Raw genomic sequence first — 18696 nt, forward strand, 5'->3', positions numbered from 1 at the left:
CATGGGTCGGCATTATGCGGGTCGCCGATATCGTCCATCGGGGGACCGCGTGGGTTGCCAAGGGCTGGCACCACTGCTAGGGGCACCGTTCACACGGCGCGGACCCCTTGTCTGCGGCCGCATTAGCTATTGACCGGAGTGATTGGGTTTTATGCAGATCGTCGTCCGCGACAACAATGTCGACCAGGCTCTTCGCGCGCTCAAGAAGAAGCTGCAGCGTGAGGGTGTGTATCGCGAGATGAAGCTGCGCCGTCACTACGAGAAGCCGTCGGAAAAGCGCGCTCGTGAGCGTGCCGCTGCGGTTCGTCGTGCCCGCAAGCTCGAGCGCAAGCGCGCCGAGCGTGATGGTGCACGTTAAGTCGATCTGATCGTTGCGCGCGGGCCTTCCGGGGTCCGGTGCATCCATCAAGAAAGTAACCGGTGACGGCCGGCCCGGCACCACAGCTCCAGGTGCCAAGATGTCGACCGTCACCGCCGTTCCGCTGCAGCCAACGAAGCGCAGCTATCTCGTCTATCTCTGGGTCGGCATCGTGCTGGCTTGCATCGCCGCCTTTGCGCTGGCGCGTCAGAGCGACGATTTCCTCACCCGCAACACGCGCGCGCGCGGCGTGGTGACGACCGCCTCCGGTCTCCAGTACAAGGTGATCCAGCCCGGTGCGCCGGGTGCGGCCAAGCCGACCGATACCGATGTCGCGCTGATCAACTACGAAGGCAAGCTGTTGAACGGCACCACGTTCGACAAGTCGCAGCAGCCGACGCCGATGCCGGTGGCGGGCGTCGTTCCCGGATTTTCCGAAGCGCTGAAACTGATGCAGAAGGGCGCGAAGTATCGCGTCTGGATCAAGCCCGAACTCGGCTATGGTGCCGAAACCAAGGGGCCGATCCCGGGTAACTCGACGTTGGTGTTCGATATCGAACTGGTCGATTTCCTGCCCGAGGCGATCGTCCGCCAGATGCAGGCTCAGGCGCAGCAACAGCAGGGCGGTCTCCCCGGCGGCATGCCGGGCGCACCACCGACCGGCCGCTGATACCACCAACGATCGATGAGCCGGCGCCGGTCGATCCAGCGCCGGCTTTTTGATGTCCGGAGCAGATGGCCAGGATCGCGTGGCATGATCGGCGCGCTGTCGGTGATCGCGGTGAGATGTCGTCAGGCTATCGCCATGGGCACGCCGGATGGCATCTTACGGCATGGCGTGGTTGCAAGCCGTTCGCTTCGAACCACGACGGCGATTCGCGTCCCGTCGACCATCCGGCGCGAATGAGCTTATGTCACCGCTGACATGCAGGCCGACCCGGCAAGCTGGGCGGGTGCCGGCGGATCACCGCAGCACAGGCGTCTGGCGGTTCTCTGCCGTTTGCGAATCCCGTGCGCTATCAACTGCGCAAGACAAAAAAATAGCGGCCCGAAGGCCGCTATTTCCTAGCCGAAGCTATTGGTCAGCTTAGTTGCTGTCCGCGTCGTCATCGCTGTCGGCAACGACAACGATACCCGCGACAACGGCAGCAGCCGCGATCAGGGCGATGATGATGCCGCCACCGGCGAGCTCGGACTTCTTCGACGAAGCCGAGCCGGCGCGAACCGACTTCGACACCGACAGGCTTGCAGCCGGATTTGCCGGAGCTGCAACAGCCGGAGCAACTGCCATCGTGGCGGCCGCAGCGGCCATGAGATACTTCCCAAGACGCATATATAATTCCCTCTTGTGCTCGTCACCGATTGTCATTGCAGAATTAGGTCCGCAGGACAACCGCATAACAGGAGCGATCCATATTCCATTCGCCACTGTTGCGGCGGTGCAACATAAATCGCTTCATCGCCATAGCATGCCTGACGTCGCTGTGAAGCGCCATTTGTCCTGTTGGTCGGATCAGCGGGGCGGACCGTCGGGGATGGTCTGCAACGTCCATCGATCCTGACCTTCCAGGCCCAGCGCGGTCAATCGACCGGTCTGGTAGGCGCCCGTATCGACACCGATCCGATGGATCTGGACGTCGAGTTCCTCGCTGATCGTGTGACCGTGCACCACCATCTTGGCGAGCGGCCGGTCGTGATTGAGGAAGGGGTTCCTGATCCACCGCAGGTCCGAACTGCGCTGGGCCGACAGATCCTCGCCCGGGCGGATGCCGGCATGGACGAAGACGTAATCGCCGATGACGATCATGTCCTCGAACGATTCCATGAACGCGATATGTTCGGCCGGAACGTGCCTGCGCATGGCCTCATGCAGTTCCTCATAGTCCATCCGGTCGTAATCGGCGGCAGCGACCCCATAGCTCTCGATCGTCTCGCGCCCGCCGATTCGGCAAAACATCCGCAACGCCTTCGGCTCCCCACGAAGGGCCTCTAAAAATACCTCTTCATGATTCCCCAACAAAACCCGCGTGTCCGCACGGTGGGCGGGCAATCCGCGCAGACGCTCGATCACCGCCGCGGATGCAGACCCGCGATCGACGAGATCGCCAAGGAACACCAGCGTCGTCAGGGCGGGGGGGCGTGCGGCGTCGTCTTGATCTATTTTTACGAGCAGTTGATCGAGCAGTTCGGCACAGCCGTGGATGTCGCCGATGGCGTAGACCCGTTCGCCCGCCGGAATCGCGGCGGGCGGCGTAGCCGACGCACGACGCGCCTTGAGCAGCTTCTTGAGCATGAAAACCTATGATGTGGCGGGACCGCGGAGATACGCGCGTCGATCCGTGCCCGCAACTGTCTGAACCCCGAATGAAAGCCCTAGCTGGCGAGTCGCAGTGCGGCGGGTGTCGACGTCGTCGGGGGCTGGTCGGGCCAGATCCCGCGCGTATCGAGTACGGCCTTGTCGCGGCGTTCCTCCAGCGGAACCGAGCGAAACACGTCATGATCCACCAGGACGATCATGATCGGGCAGGTTTCGATCGCCATATCGACATCGATCAACGTCGCTCCCGTGCCGTGCAGCGCGGCGGGCAACGCGCTGGCATAGGGCTCGACGATCCGGACGCGGTCGCCGAAGCGCTCGGCCAGCGCCGCCGCTACGCGAAGCGCGGGGCTTTCGCGGAAATCGTCGATGTTAGCCTTGAATGCGAGGCCCAGGCAGGCGACCGGCGCTCCGGGACGCGCCTCGATCAGCGCGGCGGCCTGTGCCACGACATGGTCGGTCTTGCCGTCATTGACGAGGCGGGCGGTACGGATCAGCGGCGTATTGTCGGGATCGGCGTGGACCAGGAACCACGGGTCGACGGCAATACAATGCCCGCCGACACCAGGGCCGGGCTGAAGGATGTTGACGCGCGGATGCCGGTTGGCGAGACGGATCACCTCCCACACGTCGACGCCCATCGTATCCGCGATCAGGCTCAATTCGTTGGCGAACGCGATGTTGACGTCGCGGAAGGCGTTTTCGGTCAGCTTGGTCATCTCCGCCGCCCGCGCCGTCGTCGTGACGCAGGCGCCACGGACGAACCGGCGGTAGAAGCTCAATGCCTTGCGGGCACAGCGCGGCGTAATGCCGCCGATGACACGGTCGTTGTCGATCAGTTCGACCAGAATACGGCCGGGCAGCACGCGTTCCGGGCAATAGGCGATGGCGATGTCCGCCGCTTCTCCGGTTCTGCCGGGGACACGGAGGTCGGGACGCAATTGCGCGAGAAGATCGCGGACCTGTTCGGTCGTGCCGACCGGCGAGGTCGATTCGAGGATGATTGTGTCGCCGGCCTTCAGCACCGCGGCGATCGTGGTCGCGGCCTGAAGGACATAACCGATATTGGGTGCGTGATCGTCGTCGAACGGCGTCGGCACCGCGATAACGAACACGTCCGCGGGCTCGATCCTGGTCGAAGCGCGCAACGATCCGCGGGCGACGACGCCGGAGACGAGGCCGTCGAGGTCGACCTCCTCGATATGGACCTTGCCCGAATTCACGGTCGCGACGACCGATTCCGTGACGTCGACACCCAGCACCTTCGCTCCGGTGCGGGCGATCACGGCTGCGGTCGGAAGGCCGATGTAGCCGAGCCCGAGTACGACGACGTTCAGTTCAGAGTCCGAAATCATCGGCGACGATCCTTGCGATCCGATTGCTAGCCTGGCCGTCGCCGAACGGGTTGTGCGCGCGCGCCATAGCGGAATAGGCAGCCTTGTCGTCGAGAAGCGTGAAGACTTCGGAAACGATGCGATCTTCATCGGTGCCGATCAGTCTGGCGGTGCCGGCGGCGATGCCTTCGGGGCGCTCGGTGGTGTCGCGCATCACGAGCACCGGCTTGCCGAGCGCGGGCGCTTCCTCCTGCACCCCGCCCGAATCGGTGAGGGCGAGATCGCACATCTCAAGTGCCCGGATGAAGTGTGGATAGTCGAGAGGCGCGATCCGCGCGACGTTGTCGGGCGTGCCGAGCAGATCGTCCATCACTGCCCCGACATTGGGATTGGGATGCATCGGAAAGAGGATCGCGATGTCGTCCCGCCGGGCGATCCGGGCGATGGCGCGTGCGATTGCGGCCATGCCGCCGCCGAAATTCTCGCGCCGGTGCGTGGTGACGAGGATGATGCGTTTGCCCGCGAACCGCGCGGCGAGTTCGTCGAGGCCGGACGACAGGTCAAGCGTGGCGGCGATCCGATCGCGGGTCCAATGCAGGGCGTCGATGACGGTATTGCCGGTGACGTGAACGCCCGTCGTCACATTCTCGCGGGCGAGGGCCGCGGCGGCCGTGTCGGTAGGGGCGAAATGAAGGTCGGCGATCGGCGCGACGATGCGGCGGTTCACCTCCTCCGGCCAGGGATGGTAGATGTTACCGGAGCGCAGACCGGCTTCGACGTGGCCGACCGGAATCTTGCGATAATAAGCGGCCAGCGCCCCGACCATGGCGGTGGCGGTATCCCCCTGTACGATGACGCGGTCGGGCGCGACGCGATCCATGACCTCGCCAAGGCCCGTCAGCAGCCGCGCGGTGAGCCGGTCGAGCGACTGACCGGATTCCATCAGATCGAGGTCGATGTCGGGTTTCAGCCCGGCGATATCGAGCACCTGATCGAGCAAGCCGCGATGTTGCGCGGTGACGCAACTGACCACATCAATGCCATCCGTCGCCTCCAGCGCGCGAATGACCGGGAACAGCTTGATAGCCTCGGGACGGGTGCCAAAGACGATCAGGACTTTGCGGCGACGTTGAGCGGTCATCGCGCGAAGTTAGTGGCGCAGGCTTAATATGAGGCTAAGCAAGCACATCCCCCAACCGGCGAGACGCGGCCGCTGGTATATCACGCCGCAAGACGAAGGATGACGATGACGATCAAGCGCGTACGCAAGGCGGTGTTTCCAGTGGCGGGTCTGGGCACGCGATTCCTGCCGGCGACCAAGTCGATACCCAAGGAAATGCTGACCGTGGTCGACAAGCCGCTGATCCAATATGCCGTCGAAGAGGCGCTCGAAGCGGGAATCGAGCAGATCATCTTCGTCACCGGCCGCGGCAAGGGCGCGCTGGAAGACCATTTCGACATTTCGTACGAGCTCGAAGACACCATGCACGCGCGGGGCAAGTCGCTCGCCGTGATCGAAGGTATCCGTCAGAAGCCGGGTAGCCCGGTCTATGTTCGCCAGCAGGAGCCGCTCGGCCTCGGCCATGCGGTGTGGTGCGCGCGCGAGATCGTCGGCGACGAACCGTTTGCGGTGCTGCTGCCGGACGAGCTGATGGTCGGGCAGCCTGGATTCCTTGCGCAAATGGTCGAGGCCTATGACAAGGTGGGTGGCAACGTCATCGGCGCGCTGGAAGTGGAGAACAGCGAAACCGACAAGTACGGCATCATCTCTCCGGGCGCCGTCGACGGCCGATTGATCGAAGTGAAGGCGCTGGTCGAAAAACCGGAACCCGGCAGCGCGCCGTCCAACCTGATGATCCCTGGCCGTTACATCCTGCAGCCGGAGGTGATGCGGGTGTTGGAGAGTCAGGAGAAGGGAGCCGGCGGTGAGATCCAGCTCACGGATGCGATGGCGCAACTGATCGGGCAGCAGCCGTTCCACGGCTTCACCTTCGATGGCCAGCGTTTCGACTGCGGCGACAAGGCGGGGTACATTCAGGCCAATCTGGCGCTGGCGCTGGCACGCGAAGACATCGGGCCATCGGTGCGGGCGTTTGCACAGGCGCTGTTGGGATAGACCGTCCGGACGGCGGTCTCGGGCGTCAGCTGCCGCAGGTGCGGCAGCCGGGGTCGCTGGGCAAGGTCAGCGTCCTGAAGCGTAGCGCCAGCGTGTCGGCGAGCAGGAGTTTGCCGGCGCTGTCCTCGCCGAAGGGGTGGATCGCGCGCAAGACCTCCAGCGCGGCGAGGCTGCCGACCACGCCCGCCATCGGGCCGAGCACGCCATCCTCGGAACAGGTCGCCCCCGGACGTTCGGGATCGTCACCCACGAAACAGCGATAACAGGGTTTTGCCGGCTCCCAGCCGCGAAACACGGCAAGCTGGCCATCGAATTGGCCGATCGCAGCGGAGACGAGCGGTATTCGCGCGGCATAAGCCGCATCGGCAACGAGCAGGCGGGTCGCGAAATTGTCGCAGCCGTCCAGCACCACGTCGGCGTCGGCGAGGAGGCTGGCGACACTGGATGCATCGACGCGAAGCGTGCGGGCGCGGGCATCGACCAGCGGATTGATCCGGTGCGCGGCGGCGGCGGCGACCTCAGCCTTGCCGTGACCGATATCGGCCGTGGCGTAGATGGTCTGCCGTTGCAGATTGGACAGGTCGACAGCATCGTCGTCGACGATCGTGAGCCGGCCTATCCCGGCGCCGGCGAGATACTGGATCGCAGGCGATCCGATGCCGCCCGCGCCGATCACGATCACATGCGCGCGGGCGAACCGCTGCTGGCCGTCACCGCCGACCTCTTTCAGGACGATGTGGCGGGCATAGCGAGTGAGCGCCTCGTCGGAGAGGGTCACGCCGGCCAGGAGAAGGTCAGGCTGGTGCGATACCAGGCGTCGGCGCGCGCCGCGTCGGGCGCGACGTTGCCGCGCGCCATGCTCGATACCAGACCGGCCGCATATTGTTCGACGGAGGGGCAGGCGATCGCGCGTGGCACGACCCGGCGTGGCTGGCCTGCGGAGCCAAGCAGCACGGCGACGTCGACCTTCAGCACCCAGCCGGCCTGCGAGGGCGCGGCGGCGGCGCAGCGGCCGGCCTTCACCTCTGCACGCACGAAGCCGGACAGGGAGGAATCGTCTTCCACATCGCGCGCAAGAGGAAGCGCCCGCAAGCTGCTCCAGTCCTGCGGCGGCATCGGCGCAGGCGCCGTGGCGGCCAACTGTGCCGCCCATATCCATGCTACGATCATCGGCCGGTCGATCCGAACCCTCCGCTACCACGCTCCGTATCGTCGAGGATATCGACGAGTTCCAGCGTGGCGCGCTGAACCGGGGCCGGAACGAGTTGAGCGATCCGCTCACCACGCGCGACGACGAACGGCTCTTCACCCAGGTTGATGAGGATCACCTTCACCTCGCCACGATAGTCCGAATCGATCGTGCCGGGCGTGTTGAGGCAGGTGACGCCGTGCCTGAGCGCGAGGCCGGATCGCGGGCGAACCTGTACCTCATATCCGTCCGGTATCGCGATCGAGAAGCCGGTCGCCACCGCGGCGCGGGTGCCGGGGGCGAGGGTGATCGCTTCGGCCGACACGACATCCATGCCCGCCGCGCCCGCCGTCGCATAGGCCGGTACGGGCAGGTCGCGCCCGTGCGGCAGGCGGCAGAGGCGGATAGCGATCGGGTCGGTCATCCCGGACGGCTAGCGGCCTTATGCGAACGGATCAAGAACCTGCGAGCGCATCCGCGATGCGAGAGGCGAGACGGCGGGCCACCTCCGCCTTGGGCAGGCGTTCCCAATGTTCGACGCCGACGGCGGTGGCGAGGTGGACGGTGTTGGCGTCGCCGCCGAAGACGTCGCCCGACACGTCGTTGGCGACGATCCAGTCGGCGCCCTTGCGGAGGCGCTTGGCCGTCGCGTGTTCGACCACGCGCTCGGTTTCGGCTGCGAAGCCGACGACGAGGCGGGGGCGTTGCGGGCCGTGGGCGAGAGTGGCGAGGATATCGACGTTCTCGGTCAGTGTCAGCGTCGGTGTGGCACCGCCCTTCTTGACCTTGTGCGGCGCGACGTCGACGCGCCAGTCCGCAACCGCGGCGACCATCACCGCCGCATCGGCGGGCAGGGCGCGCGTCGCCGCGTCCGCCATGTCCTGCGCGGTGACCACGTCGAAGCGGTCCACGCCTGGCGGGGTGGCGAGGGCGACCGGGCCGGCGACGAGCGTGACCCGGGCACCGAGAGCGGCGAGCGCCTCGGCGATGGCGAAGCCCTGCCGCCCCGAGGAGCGGTTGGCGATATAGCGGACCGGGTCGATCGGCTCATGGGTGGGGCCGGCGGTGACGAGGACATGGCGGTCGGCGAGCGATCCTGCCGGGGGTGCCAGCGCCGCGTCGATCGCGGCGGCGATGGCGACGGGTTCGGGCAGGCGGCCGGGGCCATATTCGCCGCAGGCCATCGCGCCGTCGTCGGGGTCGAGCACGGTGATGCCGTCGGCACGCAGTTGCGCGACGTTGCGCCGTGTCGCGGCGTGCGTCCACATCCGCACGTTCATCGCCGGTGCCGCGAGGACGGGGGTGTCGGTGGCGAGCAGCAGCGTGGTGGCAAGATCGTCGGCGATGCCCGCCGCCATGCGCGCCATCAGGTCGGCGGTGGCGGGAGCGATGACGATCAGGTCGGCCTGGCGGCTGAGCTGGATATGGCCCATTTCCGCTTCGTCCTTCAGATCCCACAGGGTGGTGTAGACCTTGTCCTCCGACAGGGCCGCGAGTGTCATCGGCGTGACGAAATGCGCGGCGCCGTCGGTCAGTACGCAGCGGACGGCGTGGCCGCGTTTCCTGAGCAGGCGGATCAGTTCGGCGGCCTTGTAGGCGGCGATCCCGCCGCCGACGATCAGGAGGATTCGTTTCACCGGATGATCCTTTTCACCGTGATCCGCCGTGTGTCGCGTGCACCGGCGACCAGATCGCGCACGCCGTCGGGGACGAATGCGAGGCCGACGAGCAGCGGTGGCGCCACGAGCAGGCCCCAGTAGAAGGTGTCGAGCCGGCCGAAGACGCTCAGCACCGCGGCATAGGCGGCGAGCAATACCAGCACCCGAAGGCCGAGGGGATCGCGCCATGCCGCCCAGCCGAACAATGCCAGCCCGACGAGTGGCGCGGCGACCCACAGCGGTGCCAGGATCAGCGCGGTCGACACGGTCATGGTGCGGATGAAGAAGCCGAAGCCGAGTCGCCCCGACCAGCCGGGCGATTCGGGATCCAGCGGGCGGACCACGTCCGCGACGGCGTGCGCATGAGCGGCAAGCGCGATGGCGAGGATCGCACCGGCGATCATCCAGCCGGTCGCCTCGCGACGCTGGCCGCCGAAGAGCGCGAGGATCGCCATCAATGCCAGATAGAGCCCGGCCGTCTCGCGGATCAGCGTCGCGGCGAGCCCGAACGCCACCGATGGCAGCCATCCCTCGGGTCGGTAGACCGCCAGCGACAGGGCGATGAACAGGCCCGCCCAGATTTCATGAAAGGCGATCAGGTCCCGCTGTACGAAGGCCATCAGTCCGCCGGCGAGCAGGGCCATCGCGACGATACGCGGCGGCGGTCGGGCGAAGGCGGGGGCGAGCCGCGCATACCAGGCGAGGGCGACCGCCGCTGCGAGCAGGTAGAGCAGGACGACGACGACACCGTGGGGCACCGACGCCTGCACCATCGCGAGCGTCGGCAGGCGAAACGTGACGAACGGTTTAAGCGGGTAGTTGCCGGCGCGCATCGCATCGGCTGCGACGGCGTAATAATGGCCGCCGTGGCGCACGTTCTCGATGATGGTCTCGTAGAGGACCACGTCGGCCTGATCGTCGGCACGATCGGCGGGCGTTCGCGTCGCTGCCGGTGGGCTCGGTGTCGCGAAAACGAGCAGCGTCGCCAGCAGCAGCACTGCGAGCGCCGCGAGGCCCGCCCAGGCATTGCGCGGCGTCGTCCCGGCGAAGCGCGAGGGCTGCGTCAGCCACACCGGGGCAAGCGTACGGCGCATCATCGGGTCAGTGGACGATCAGCCAGGTCGCCGCGACGCTGGCGGCGGCGGTGACCAGCGCGACTGCGGCGTACCGCCAGCCGCCGCCGATCCGCACGACCTCTATCTCGCGCAGCGGGGGGGCAGGAGGCTCGCCGCCGGGGGCGGGATAGCGCGCCTCGATCCGGCGGATGAGGTCCGGCAGCGCTGCGATGGTACGCACATCGCGGATCAGGCGATCGGCGATGGCGGCTTCGGGGCCGAGTTCGGTACGGATCCATTCGCGTACGAACGGCGCGGCGGATTCCCACAGATTGATGTCGGGGTCGAGGCCGGTCGCGACGCCCTCGACCATCACCATCGTCTTCTGGAGCAGCAGCAGGTGCGGCTGCGTCACCATGTCGAAATCGCGCGTGATCGAGAACAGGCCGTCGAGCATCATGCCGATCGACATGTCCTTGACCGGCAGGCCGCGCATCGGTTCGCCGACCGCGCGCAGGGCGGTGGCAAATTCAGCGACGTTGTGATGCGCGGGGACGTAGCCCGCCTCGAAATGGATTTCCGCGACGCGTTTGTAGTTACCGGTGATCAGGCCGTAGAGGATCTCCGCGAGCCAGACCCGCGCCCGCCGGTCGATCCGGCCCATGATACCGAAGTCGATCGCGGCGATCTTGTTGCCGGGTAAAGCGAACAGGTTGCCCTGATGCATGTCGGCGTGGAAGAAGCCCTCGGCGATCGCCTGGCGCAGGAATGCCTGGATCAGCGTGTTGGCGAGCTTGGGCAAATCGTAGCCCTGCGCGATCAATCGGGTGCGATCCGACAGCTTGATCCCGTCGACCCATTCCACCGTCAGCACGCGTGCCGTCGAGCGTTGCCAATCGATCGCAGGGACCATGAAGTCCGGCTCGGCCGTCATCGATTCGGCGAGTTCGGACGCCGAGGCCGCCTCGCGCCGGAAATTGAGTTCGCGGGTCGTCCAGCGCTTGAAGTTCTCGACCGTCAGGCGCGGGCGGAGGCGGCGGGCCTCGACGCTCATGCCTTCGAGCTGGGCGGCCGCCCATTCGTAGGTCGCTATGGCACGGGTGAAGTCGGCCTCGACACCGGGGCGCAGCACCTTCACGGCAACGGTACGGCCATCGGTCGTGACCGCGCGATGCACCTGCGCGATCGAGGCGGCACCGACCGGCGTTTCCTCGATTGAGGCGAACAGGTCCGACGGCGGGCGGCCAAAGCTGCCCTCCATCGCGGCGGCGATCGTCGCGTAGGGGACGGGGGGCAGCTGGTCCTGCAGACGCAGCAGGTCCTGCGTCGCCACCTCGCCGACGAGATCGGGACGGGTGGCGAGCGTCTGGCCGAGCTTGATCGCGGCGGGGCCGATCGCCTGGAACGCATCGGCGTAGCGCGGCACCTTGGGCACGCGTGCGCCGAAGCGGGCGATCCTCGCCAGCCGTCGGACGGGGGCAGGCGTATTGGGATCGCGCTCGATCCCGCGCAGCGCACCGTGGCGGGCGAGGATGCGACCCCATTTCAGCAGGCGCCAGACGTGGACGACGGAGGCGGTCACGCGTCTAGTCCCTCCTCTTCAGAGGAGGGGTTGGGGTGGAGGACTCATCGGCGCTGGTCTCGGTGAGACGCTCCCCACCCCAACCCTTCCCCTGAAGGGGAGGGGCTATTCGAGATGCGTGCATCAGATCTTCCACCCCGAGTGGATCGCGACGAGGCCGCCGAGGATCGGTTCGGCCTTGGTACGGACGAAGCCGGCGTCGGCGATCATGCCCTTGAACGTCGGCATGTCGGGGAAGCGGCGGATCGATTCGATCAGGTAGCGGTAGCTGTCGGCGTCCTGCGCGAGCATCTGGCCGAGCTTGGGCACGAGCTTGTGCGAATAGCTGTCGTAGACTTCCTTGAACCCCGGCCATGTCGTGGTCGAGAATTCGAGGCAGTAGAAGCGCCCGCCGCGACGCAGCACGCGGTGCGCTTCGCGCAGGGCCTTGGGGATGTCGGTCACGTTCCGGATACCGAAGGCGATCGTATAGGCGTCGAAGAAGCGATCGGGGAAGGTCAGCGTCTCGGCATTGGCCTCGGTCCAGACCAGACCGTCGATACCGCGCTTGGCGGCGCGTTCCATGCCGACTTCGAGCATCTGCGGGTTGATGTCCGCCACGGTCACCGACGCGCCGGCGGCGGCGAGGCGGAAGGCGATGTCGCCGGTGCCGCCCGCCATGTCGAGGATCTGCTGCCCCTCCTGCGGCTGGACGCGGCGGACGAAACGGTCCTTCCACAGCCGGTGCATGCCGCCCGACATGGCATCGTTCATCAGGTCGTAGTTCTTGGCGACGCTGGAGAAGACGCCGCCGACGCGGGCGGTCTTTTCCTCTGGCGCGACGTCTTCGTAGCCGAACGAGACGGTTCCGGGGTTGGCGGTATCGGTCATGCGCCTGCCCTAGCCGTGGCTTGTGGCCGGGGCAAACGCAACCTAGCTGATCGGTGTGCCAGAACTCCCCGAAGTCGAAACCACCGTCCGCGGCCTGACCCCGGTCCTTGCCGGCCAGCGCCTGACCAATGTCGAGCCGCGCCGTGCCGACCTGCGCAAGGCGATTCCCGTCGATCTGCGCCAGCGGCTGACCGGCTCGACCGTCACCGCGCTCCGCCGCCGTGCGAAATACGGCATGATCGACACCGATCGCGGTGACACGATGATCTTCCACCTCGGTATGTCGGGGCGGTGGCGGGTCGATCCCGCCGAGCGGCTGACGCACGACCATCTGCTGATCGAGACCGGGGAGGGGCGCAGTCTTGCGCTCAACGATCCGCGGCGATTCGGCTTCCTGGATCTGGTCGAGACCGCCGCGATCGATGCCTACCCGCCGTTCATGGCGATGGGGCCGGAGCCGCTGGGGGCCGACTTCACCGGTAAATATATGCATCGGGTGCTGAAGGGCCGGGTGTCGCCGATCAAGGCGATGCTGCTGGACCAGCGGATCGTCGCGGGGCTGGGCAACATCTATGTGTGCGAGGCGCTGCACGTGGCGCGGATCGCGCCGACGCGGGCGGCGGGGCAGATCGGCCTGCCGCGACTCGAGCGGCTGGCGGTCGCCGTGCGCGAGGTGCTGCTCGCGGCGATCGAGGCGGGCGGTTCGACGCTTCGAGACTATGCGCGTCCCGACGGGGAATTGGGATATTTCTCGAAGCAGTTCCTGGTGTACGGCCGCGAGGGTGAGCCGTGCCATTGCGGCGGCATCGTCCAGCGGCGGGTCGATAGCGGACGATCGACCTTCTATTGCGCGACATGCCAGCGAAACTGATCCAGCCGGCATTCCTTCCCCTCGCAGGAAGGACCTGCCGAGGGTCTTCCCGGTTGACCCCTTCGCCTGCAATCGCTAAGGGCGCTGGCTTCGAGAGGGCGTAGGGTGATCCCGGCGCTGCTTTCCCATCGACAACATCACTCGCAAGGACGTCCCGAATGGCGAATACGCCGCAAGCCAAGAAGCGCATCCGTCGTAACGAGCGCCGCGCTGAGATCAACGGTAACCGCGTCGGCCGTATCCGCACCTTCATCAAGAAGGTCGAATCGGCGCTGGCGTCGGGTGACAAGGCTGCGGCGACGACCGCTCTCGCCGCTGCGCAGCCGGAGCTGGCGCGTGGTGTGTCGAAGGGCGTGCTGCACAAGAACACCGCGAGCCGCAAGTTCGCACGCCTGACCAAGGCCGTGACCTCGCTCGCCTGACACGCGTCACGCGTCGAAAACGTTCAGCCCGCCGGGACCCGTCCCGGCGGGTTTTTTGATGTCCGTTTCGGGTGCAAAAAGAACGAAAAGGGAAAGGCAGGAGTCACCACGATTCGGGGCAGGTCTTTCTGGTCGAAGCGCGGTAAAACCGAGTGTTTTCAACAACTTGTCACTTTGTTGAACGCATTTCCGCGGGCCGTGGGCTGTCAATCCCGTTTATTTCAAGAATGTGACCGGGCGGGGGCTTGATCGACTCGGGCAACGCTTCATAACTCGCCCTCACCGCAGCGGCTTTCAACGCTGCCGGGGACCTGAACAGCGTGGGGATGCCGAACGGCCTTTGGCCGAAGGGGGACTTGTCTGTCTTGAGAATGCAGGTCGGTTCGACATTCCGTCGTTCCGACATCGGAGACGTGTGCGTTGAACCATCAGCAGGCCATGGCGGTGACGGAGAGCGAGGCGCAGCGCGCCTGGGCCCGCGTCCGCAGCAACCTGCGTGAATCGGCCGGCGCGCGACTGTTCGAGCAATGGCTGAAGCCGATGGAACTGATCGAGGACGGCGATGCCGACACGATCCGCCTCGGCCTGCCGTCCGCGTTCATGACCAACTGGGTCCGCAATCACTACGCCGACCGGCTGATGCTGGAATTCCGGGCGCTGCTGCCGAACGTGCGCGGCGTGTCGATCGAGACGCGGGTCGCGGCACCGGTCGCGGTCAAGCTGGTGGCTGAGACGTCTGCTCCCGTGGCGCCTGCGCCGCCGCCATCGTTCCAGGCGGCACTGCCGCTCTCCGTCAGCGTTGCCGCCAAGCCCGCCGCCGAACGGCCCACCCTCGATGCGCGCTTCATCTTCGACCGGTTCGTCGTCGATGCCGCCAACCGCGTTGCGTTCAATGCCGCCCGGGCGCTCGCCGAACCCGGTGTGCCGCGGTTCAGCCCGCTGTTTCTCCATTCGGGAACGGGGCAGGGCAAGACGCATCTGATGCACGCGATCGGCCATGCCTTTCTGGCGCAGCACCCCGACGCCACCGTCATCTGCATGTCGGCGGAGCGCTTCATGTTCGATTTCGTCGCGGCGATGCGGGCACGCGACACGCACAGCTTCAAGCAGCGGCTGCGGGGTGCCGACCTGTTGCTGATCGATGACCTGCAATTCATCGCCGGCAAGGACGCGACGCAGGAAGAGTTCTTCCACACCGTCAACGAGATCATGAGCGCGGGCAAGCGGCTGGTGATCTCCGCCGATCGCTGCCCGCAGGCGCTGGACGGTGTCGAGGCACGGATCGTCAGCCGCATGTCGGTAGGGCTGGTGGCGGACATCAAGGCGCCCGACCTCACGTTGCGGCGCACGATACTGGACAGGAAGCTCGCAGACCTGCCGGAGGCGAAGGTCCCGGTGGAGGTGCTGGACCTGCTGGCGGCGCGTATCCACGCCAACATCCGCGAACTGGAAGGCGCGCTGAACCGGGTGGTCGCCTATGCGCAGTTGACCGGGGACAGCATCGATATGGATTTCGCGGTGGCGACACTGGGCGACGTCCTGCGCGGCGCTCAGCGGCGGGTGACGATCGACGAGATCCAGAAGCTGGTCAGCCAGCACTTCGAGCTGAAGCCGCTCGATCTGGTGTCTGCGCGACGGAGCCGTGCGGTGGCACGGCCGCGCCAGATCGCGATGTATCTGGCCAAGCGCCTGACGACGCGGTCGCTGCCCGAGATCGGGCGCAAGTTCGGCGGGCGGGATCATTCGACCGTAATTCACGCGGTGCGCAAGATCGAGGAATTGCGCGATCAGGATCGCGATATCGACGCAGCGGTGCGGACGTTGATGCGGGAGCTGGAGGCCTGACCTTCTAGCTCCCCTCCCTGAAAGGGAGGGGTTGGGGGTGGGTCGCCGCATGCGAGACGGCGTCAATGATCTCCCGATAGACGCCATCGAGATTCGCCATCACGTCGCTGTTCCAGAAGCGCAGGATCGTCCAGCCTTGCCCTGCTAGATATGCGGTGCGGTCGGCATCCTTTTCCATCATGTCGCCGTGATGGCCGCCGTCGAGTTCTATGCCGATATTGAGCGAGCGGCAGGCGATATCCAGAATGTAATGGCTGACGACCAGTTGCCTCGTGAAGCGGGGCCTGTGGTCGCGGAGGACGCTCCACAGGCGGCGTTCGGCTGGGGTTGCTTCATTGCGGAGGCGTCTTGCCGCTGACGTCAGTTCCGGGGGCGTGCGTTGCATCGCGTCACGCTACGCGGCGGTTTCCCGTGGGGCTACCCACCCCCGGCCCCTCCCTTTCAGGGAGGGGAGCAGTTAGAGAACCAAGCCCATCGCTTGCTGTGCCTGACGCAAGACCGGAGCCGCCAAGTCGCGGGCCTTTTCCGCGCCCTTGTTCAGGATGGCGTCGATCGCGGCGCGATCGTCGAGCAGGCGAGTCATTTCGTTGCGGATCGGGCCGAGCTTCGTCACGGCGAGGTCGGCGAGATCGGGTTTGAACGCGCCGAAGCCCTTGCCGGCATAGTCCGCCAGCACGTCCGTCGGCGTGCGATCCGCCAGTGCGGCGAAGATCGTCAGCAGGTTCTTCGCTTCGGGGCGGTCGGCCAGCTCGTCGATCGAGTCGGGCAGCATGCCGGGATCGGTCTTCGCCTTCTTGAACTTCTCCGCAATCGTCTCGTCCGAATCGATCAGCTTGACGACGGATTGCTCCGACGGGTTCGACTTGGACATCTTGGCCGAGGCATCCCGCAGGCTCATGATCCGCGGGGCGGCGGCGCTGACCAGCGGTTCGGGCAGGGTGAACAGTTCTGTCGCGTAATCGCCGTTAAACTTGGTCGCGATGTCGCGCGCCAGCTCCAGATGCTGCTTCTGATCGTCACCGACCGGCACGTGCGTGGCGTTGTAGAGCAGGACGTCGGCCGCCATCAGGACGGGGTAGTCGTACAGGCCGACGCTGGCGCCTTCGCGGTTCTTGCCTGCCTTGTCCTTGAACTGCGTCATGCGGTTGAGCCAGCCGACGCGGGCGACGTTGTTGAGCAGCCATGATAGCTCGCTGTGCGCCGGCACGCGCGCCTGGTTGAACAGGATCGAGCGATCGGGGTCGATGCCGGCCGCGACCAGCGTCGCGGTCATTTCGATCGTCTGGCTGCGCAGGTCGGCGGGGGGGATGAATTCGGTCAGGCCGTGGAGGTCGGCAATGAAGTACAGCGTCTCGCCGCCTTCCGCCTGGATCGCGTCCTGCATCGCGACCCATTGCTTCACCGCGCCGAGATAATTGCCGAGGTGGAGGTTACCGGTCGGCTTGATACCGGAGACGACGCGTTTAGCGGGCATGGACGGGCCTTCAGGACTTGGAACGGAGAAGCTGGCGGATGTCCGCCGGGCGTAATGCCCCGGTCACGAACACCGCAGCGGCATAGACGAGCATGCCGGTGCCGACCAGCACGACCATCGCGCCCCAGCGGGCGAGGTTCGCGCCGGTGGTGTAGGGCTGGAACAGGTCGTTGAGGAAGAACATGACGCCGCCCATCAGCAGTGCGGCGACCAACAGGCGCGGCGCGCGGCGCTTCAGTTGGGCGTCGGGGACGAACTGGCCGCGCTTCGCCAACGTGCGGTAGAGCAAGGCGACGTTGACCGTGCTGGCAATCGCGGTGGCGAGTGGAGGGCCCATGTGCTTCAGCGGCACGATCAGCGCGAGGTTCAGGGCGAGGTTCACGCCCATCGATATGGTGGCGTAGCGGACCGGCGTCTTCGTGTCCGAGCGGGCATAATAGCCCGGCGTCAGCACCTTTACGAGGATGTAGGACGGCAGGCCGATCGAGAAGGCGGCGAGCGCTTGGGCGGTGAACGCCGTGTCGGTGGCGTCGAACTTGCCGTGCTGGAAGAGCGCCGCGGCGATCGGGGTGCCGCAGATCACCAGCGCGACCGTGGCGGGCAGGGTGAGCAGCAGTGCCAGCTCCATGCCACGGTTCTGCGTCGCCATCGCGGCGGCTTCTTCGCCGCGGCCGAGCAGGCGCGAGATGGTCGGCAGCAGGACGGTGCCGAGGCCGATGCCGATCAGCCCGAGCGGCAGCTGGTTGAGCCGGTCGGCGGCATAGATGTACGACACCGAACCCGACGGCAGCAGGCTCGCGGCCAGCGCGGTCGATACGACGAGGTTGATCTGCACGGCACCCGCGCCTGCCGCCGCAGGACCGATCAGCGCCATCAGCCGCTTCACGTCGGGACCGAGCCGCGGCAGCTTGAGCCGCAGCGTTACCCCGGCGCGGCGGCAGGCGTACCAGAGCCACAGCAACTGGAGCGCGCCCGAGACGGTGACGGCGATCGCCTGGTTGCGCGCGGTGAGCAGCGGCACGTCGTCGTGGAAGAACAGCAAAGCCGCAATCAGCGTCGCGTTCAGCAGGATCGGCGCAGCGGCGTTGACCCAGAATTTGTGCAGCGAATTGAGGATGCCGCCGAGCAGCGACACGAGGCTGATGAACAGCAGATAGGGAAAGGTCAGCCGCGCAAGCTGGACCGCGAAGTCGAACTGCTTCGGATCGACGCCGTTGAACCCGCCCGACAGCGCGTAAGTGACGGGCCACGCGGCGACCTCCATCACCGCGATCATCACGATCAGGATCGGCAGCAGGATCGACAGCGCGTCTTCGGCAAAGGCGATGCCGTTCGCGATGCCGGTGCCTTCCGCCGCCTTGTCACCCTCCGCCACCTTGCGGTTGAACATCGGGATAAAGGCGGCGGAGAAGGCGCCCTCCGCGAACAGGGCGCGGAACAGGTTGGGCAGGCGGAACGCGATCATGAATGCGTCCGAGGCGAAGCCTGCCCCGACGAAGCGGAAGAACAGCGAATCGCGCAATAAGCCCAGTATCCGGCTGGCGAGCGTCAGCCCGCCGACCGAGCCGAGCGCCTTCGTCAGGTTCACGCGTGTTCGCCCCCCGC

At 66.3% G+C, this 18696-nt stretch carries 21 protein-coding genes; 7 read left to right on the top strand and 14 right to left on the bottom strand.

The window, feature by feature from the left end:
• The first annotated feature begins 151 nt into the window (after positions 1–151).
• From rpsU to LRA87_RS04890, 3 genes are all read left to right on the top strand, one after another.
• Positions 152–358 (top strand): 30S ribosomal protein S21, encoded by a 207-nt coding sequence (rpsU, locus tag LRA87_RS04880; RefSeq protein ID WP_017978269.1) that lies wholly within the window; start codon positions 152–154, stop codon positions 356–358.
• A gap of 100 nt (positions 359–458) precedes the next feature.
• Positions 459–1028, top strand: a complete 570-nt coding sequence (locus LRA87_RS04885) for an FKBP-type peptidyl-prolyl cis-trans isomerase (RefSeq protein ID WP_230629621.1) — start codon at positions 459–461, stop codon at positions 1026–1028.
• Between the two features lie 84 nt (positions 1029–1112).
• Positions 1113–1265, top strand: coding sequence for a hypothetical protein (locus LRA87_RS04890; protein WP_230629622.1), 153 nt, complete (start codon positions 1113–1115; stop codon positions 1263–1265).
• Between the two features lie 180 nt (positions 1266–1445).
• Here the strand turns inward: LRA87_RS04890 and LRA87_RS04895 are convergent, their stop codons facing one another.
• The 4 genes from LRA87_RS04895 to wecB form a co-directional block, all read right to left on the bottom strand.
• A complete protein-coding gene (locus LRA87_RS04895) occupies positions 1446–1670 on the bottom strand; it encodes a hypothetical protein (protein WP_230629623.1) in 225 nt (74 codons plus the stop codon).
• Between the two features lie 201 nt (positions 1671–1871).
• Positions 1872–2651 carry a metallophosphoesterase family protein gene (locus LRA87_RS04900; RefSeq protein ID WP_230629624.1) on the bottom strand — a complete coding sequence of 260 codons (780 nt, stop codon included), beginning with the start codon at positions 2649–2651 and terminating at the stop codon, positions 1872–1874.
• 80 nt (positions 2652–2731) lie between these two features.
• The gene (wecC, locus tag LRA87_RS04905) at positions 2732–4030 is read right to left on the bottom strand and encodes a UDP-N-acetyl-D-mannosamine dehydrogenase (protein ID WP_230629625.1); all 1299 of its coding nucleotides are present in this window, start codon (positions 4028–4030) and stop codon (positions 2732–2734) included.
• Complete coding sequence (wecB, locus tag LRA87_RS04910) at positions 4014–5150, bottom strand: non-hydrolyzing UDP-N-acetylglucosamine 2-epimerase (protein ID WP_230629626.1); 1137 nt, start codon at positions 5148–5150, stop codon at positions 4014–4016. The genes wecC and wecB overlap by 17 nt, the downstream gene beginning before the upstream one ends.
• Before the next feature lie 105 nt (positions 5151–5255).
• Here wecB and galU point away from each other — a divergent pair, with 105 nt between their 5' ends.
• Positions 5256–6125 (top strand): UTP--glucose-1-phosphate uridylyltransferase GalU, encoded by an 870-nt coding sequence (galU, locus tag LRA87_RS04915; protein WP_230629627.1) that lies wholly within the window; start codon positions 5256–5258, stop codon positions 6123–6125.
• 25 nt (positions 6126–6150) lie between these two features.
• On the opposite strand, the gene LRA87_RS04920 is transcribed toward galU, so the two are convergent.
• The 7 genes from LRA87_RS04920 to LRA87_RS04950 form a co-directional block, all read right to left on the bottom strand.
• A complete protein-coding gene (locus LRA87_RS04920) occupies positions 6151–6903 on the bottom strand; it encodes a HesA/MoeB/ThiF family protein (protein WP_230629628.1) in 753 nt (250 codons plus the stop codon).
• Complete coding sequence (locus LRA87_RS04925; protein WP_230629629.1) at positions 6900–7295, bottom strand: hypothetical protein; 396 nt, start codon at positions 7293–7295, stop codon at positions 6900–6902. Before LRA87_RS04925 ends, LRA87_RS04920 begins: the two co-directional genes overlap by 4 nt.
• Entirely contained in the window at positions 7292–7738 is a 447-nt protein-coding gene (dut, locus tag LRA87_RS04930; protein WP_230629630.1) for a dUTP diphosphatase, read from the bottom strand. Before dut ends, LRA87_RS04925 begins: the two co-directional genes overlap by 4 nt.
• Positions 7739–7769: 31 nt before the next feature.
• Complete coding sequence (gene coaBC / locus LRA87_RS04935; RefSeq protein ID WP_230629632.1) at positions 7770–8951, bottom strand: bifunctional phosphopantothenoylcysteine decarboxylase/phosphopantothenate--cysteine ligase CoaBC; 1182 nt, start codon at positions 8949–8951, stop codon at positions 7770–7772.
• Positions 8948–10069, bottom strand: a complete 1122-nt coding sequence (locus LRA87_RS04940) for a hypothetical protein (RefSeq protein ID WP_230629634.1) — start codon at positions 10067–10069, stop codon at positions 8948–8950. The genes coaBC and LRA87_RS04940 overlap by 4 nt, the downstream gene beginning before the upstream one ends.
• Before the next feature lie 4 nt (positions 10070–10073).
• Entirely contained in the window at positions 10074–11609 is a 1536-nt protein-coding gene (gene ubiB, locus LRA87_RS04945) for a 2-polyprenylphenol 6-hydroxylase (RefSeq protein ID WP_230629636.1), read from the bottom strand.
• Positions 11610–11732: 123 nt separating this feature from the next.
• On the bottom strand, positions 11733–12479 hold the full coding sequence (locus LRA87_RS04950) for a class I SAM-dependent methyltransferase (protein WP_230629638.1): 747 nt from the start codon (positions 12477–12479) through the stop codon (positions 11733–11735).
• 55 nt (positions 12480–12534) lie between these two features.
• On the opposite strand from LRA87_RS04950, the gene mutM reads away from it, so the two are divergent.
• From mutM to dnaA, 3 genes are all read left to right on the top strand, one after another.
• Positions 12535–13350, top strand: a complete 816-nt coding sequence (gene mutM / locus LRA87_RS04955) for a bifunctional DNA-formamidopyrimidine glycosylase/DNA-(apurinic or apyrimidinic site) lyase (protein WP_230629640.1) — start codon at positions 12535–12537, stop codon at positions 13348–13350.
• A gap of 158 nt (positions 13351–13508) precedes the next feature.
• Positions 13509–13772 carry a 30S ribosomal protein S20 gene (gene rpsT, locus LRA87_RS04960; RefSeq protein ID WP_230629641.1) on the top strand — a complete coding sequence of 88 codons (264 nt, stop codon included), beginning with the start codon at positions 13509–13511 and terminating at the stop codon, positions 13770–13772.
• A 438-nt stretch (positions 13773–14210) separates the two neighbouring features.
• Positions 14211–15617: a chromosomal replication initiator protein DnaA gene (gene dnaA / locus LRA87_RS04965; protein ID WP_230629643.1), complete on the top strand. Its 1407-nt coding sequence runs from the start codon at positions 14211–14213 to the stop codon at positions 15615–15617.
• 4 nt (positions 15618–15621) lie between these two features.
• Here dnaA and LRA87_RS04970 read toward each other — a convergent pair whose 3' ends face one another.
• From LRA87_RS04970 to murJ, 3 genes are all read right to left on the bottom strand, one after another.
• Positions 15622–16002: an endonuclease domain-containing protein gene (locus LRA87_RS04970; protein ID WP_230629645.1), complete on the bottom strand. Its 381-nt coding sequence runs from the start codon at positions 16000–16002 to the stop codon at positions 15622–15624.
• A 72-nt stretch (positions 16003–16074) separates the two neighbouring features.
• Entirely contained in the window at positions 16075–17091 is a 1017-nt protein-coding gene (gene trpS, locus LRA87_RS04975) for a tryptophan--tRNA ligase (RefSeq protein WP_230629648.1), read from the bottom strand.
• A gap of 10 nt (positions 17092–17101) precedes the next feature.
• On the bottom strand, positions 17102–18679 hold the full coding sequence (murJ, locus tag LRA87_RS04980; protein WP_230629650.1) for a murein biosynthesis integral membrane protein MurJ: 1578 nt from the start codon (positions 18677–18679) through the stop codon (positions 17102–17104).
• Positions 18680–18696 lie beyond the last annotated feature (17 nt).

The sequence above is a fragment of the Sphingomonas sp. Leaf37 genome (assembly GCF_920939475.1).
Classification (GTDB): Bacteria; Pseudomonadota; Alphaproteobacteria; order Sphingomonadales; family Sphingomonadaceae; genus Sphingomonas.

What these genes read in the sequence shown, in the direction of transcription:
- rpsU (WP_017978269.1), top strand. Translation starts at nt 152, where the DNA reads ATGCAGATCGTCGTCCGCGACAACAATGTCGACCAGGCTCTTCGCGCG.
- LRA87_RS04885 (WP_230629621.1), top strand. Translation starts at nt 459, where the DNA reads ATGTCGACCGTCACCGCCGTTCCGCTGCAGCCAACGAAGCGCAGCTAT.
- LRA87_RS04890 (WP_230629622.1), top strand. Translation starts at nt 1,113, where the DNA reads ATGATCGGCGCGCTGTCGGTGATCGCGGTGAGATGTCGTCAGGCTATC.
- LRA87_RS04895 (WP_230629623.1), bottom strand. Translation starts at nt 1,670, where the DNA reads ATGGCCGCTGCGGCCGCCACGATGGCAGTTGCTCCGGCTGTTGCAGCT.
- LRA87_RS04900 (WP_230629624.1), bottom strand. Translation starts at nt 2,651, where the DNA reads ATGCTCAAGAAGCTGCTCAAGGCGCGTCGTGCGTCGGCTACGCCGCCC.
- wecC (WP_230629625.1), bottom strand. Translation starts at nt 4,030, where the DNA reads ATGATTTCGGACTCTGAACTGAACGTCGTCGTACTCGGGCTCGGCTAC.
- wecB (WP_230629626.1), bottom strand. Translation starts at nt 5,150, where the DNA reads ATGACCGCTCAACGTCGCCGCAAAGTCCTGATCGTCTTTGGCACCCGT.
- galU (WP_230629627.1), top strand. Translation starts at nt 5,256, where the DNA reads ATGACGATCAAGCGCGTACGCAAGGCGGTGTTTCCAGTGGCGGGTCTG.
- LRA87_RS04925 (WP_230629629.1), bottom strand. Translation starts at nt 7,295, where the DNA reads ATGATCGTAGCATGGATATGGGCGGCACAGTTGGCCGCCACGGCGCCT.
- dut (WP_230629630.1), bottom strand. Translation starts at nt 7,738, where the DNA reads ATGACCGACCCGATCGCTATCCGCCTCTGCCGCCTGCCGCACGGGCGC.
- LRA87_RS04940 (WP_230629634.1), bottom strand. Translation starts at nt 10,069, where the DNA reads ATGATGCGCCGTACGCTTGCCCCGGTGTGGCTGACGCAGCCCTCGCGC.
- LRA87_RS04950 (WP_230629638.1), bottom strand. Translation starts at nt 12,479, where the DNA reads ATGACCGATACCGCCAACCCCGGAACCGTCTCGTTCGGCTACGAAGAC.
- rpsT (WP_230629641.1), top strand. Translation starts at nt 13,509, where the DNA reads ATGGCGAATACGCCGCAAGCCAAGAAGCGCATCCGTCGTAACGAGCGC.
- dnaA (WP_230629643.1), top strand. Translation starts at nt 14,211, where the DNA reads ATGGCGGTGACGGAGAGCGAGGCGCAGCGCGCCTGGGCCCGCGTCCGC.
- LRA87_RS04970 (WP_230629645.1), bottom strand. Translation starts at nt 16,002, where the DNA reads ATGCAACGCACGCCCCCGGAACTGACGTCAGCGGCAAGACGCCTCCGC.
- trpS (WP_230629648.1), bottom strand. Translation starts at nt 17,091, where the DNA reads ATGCCCGCTAAACGCGTCGTCTCCGGTATCAAGCCGACCGGTAACCTC.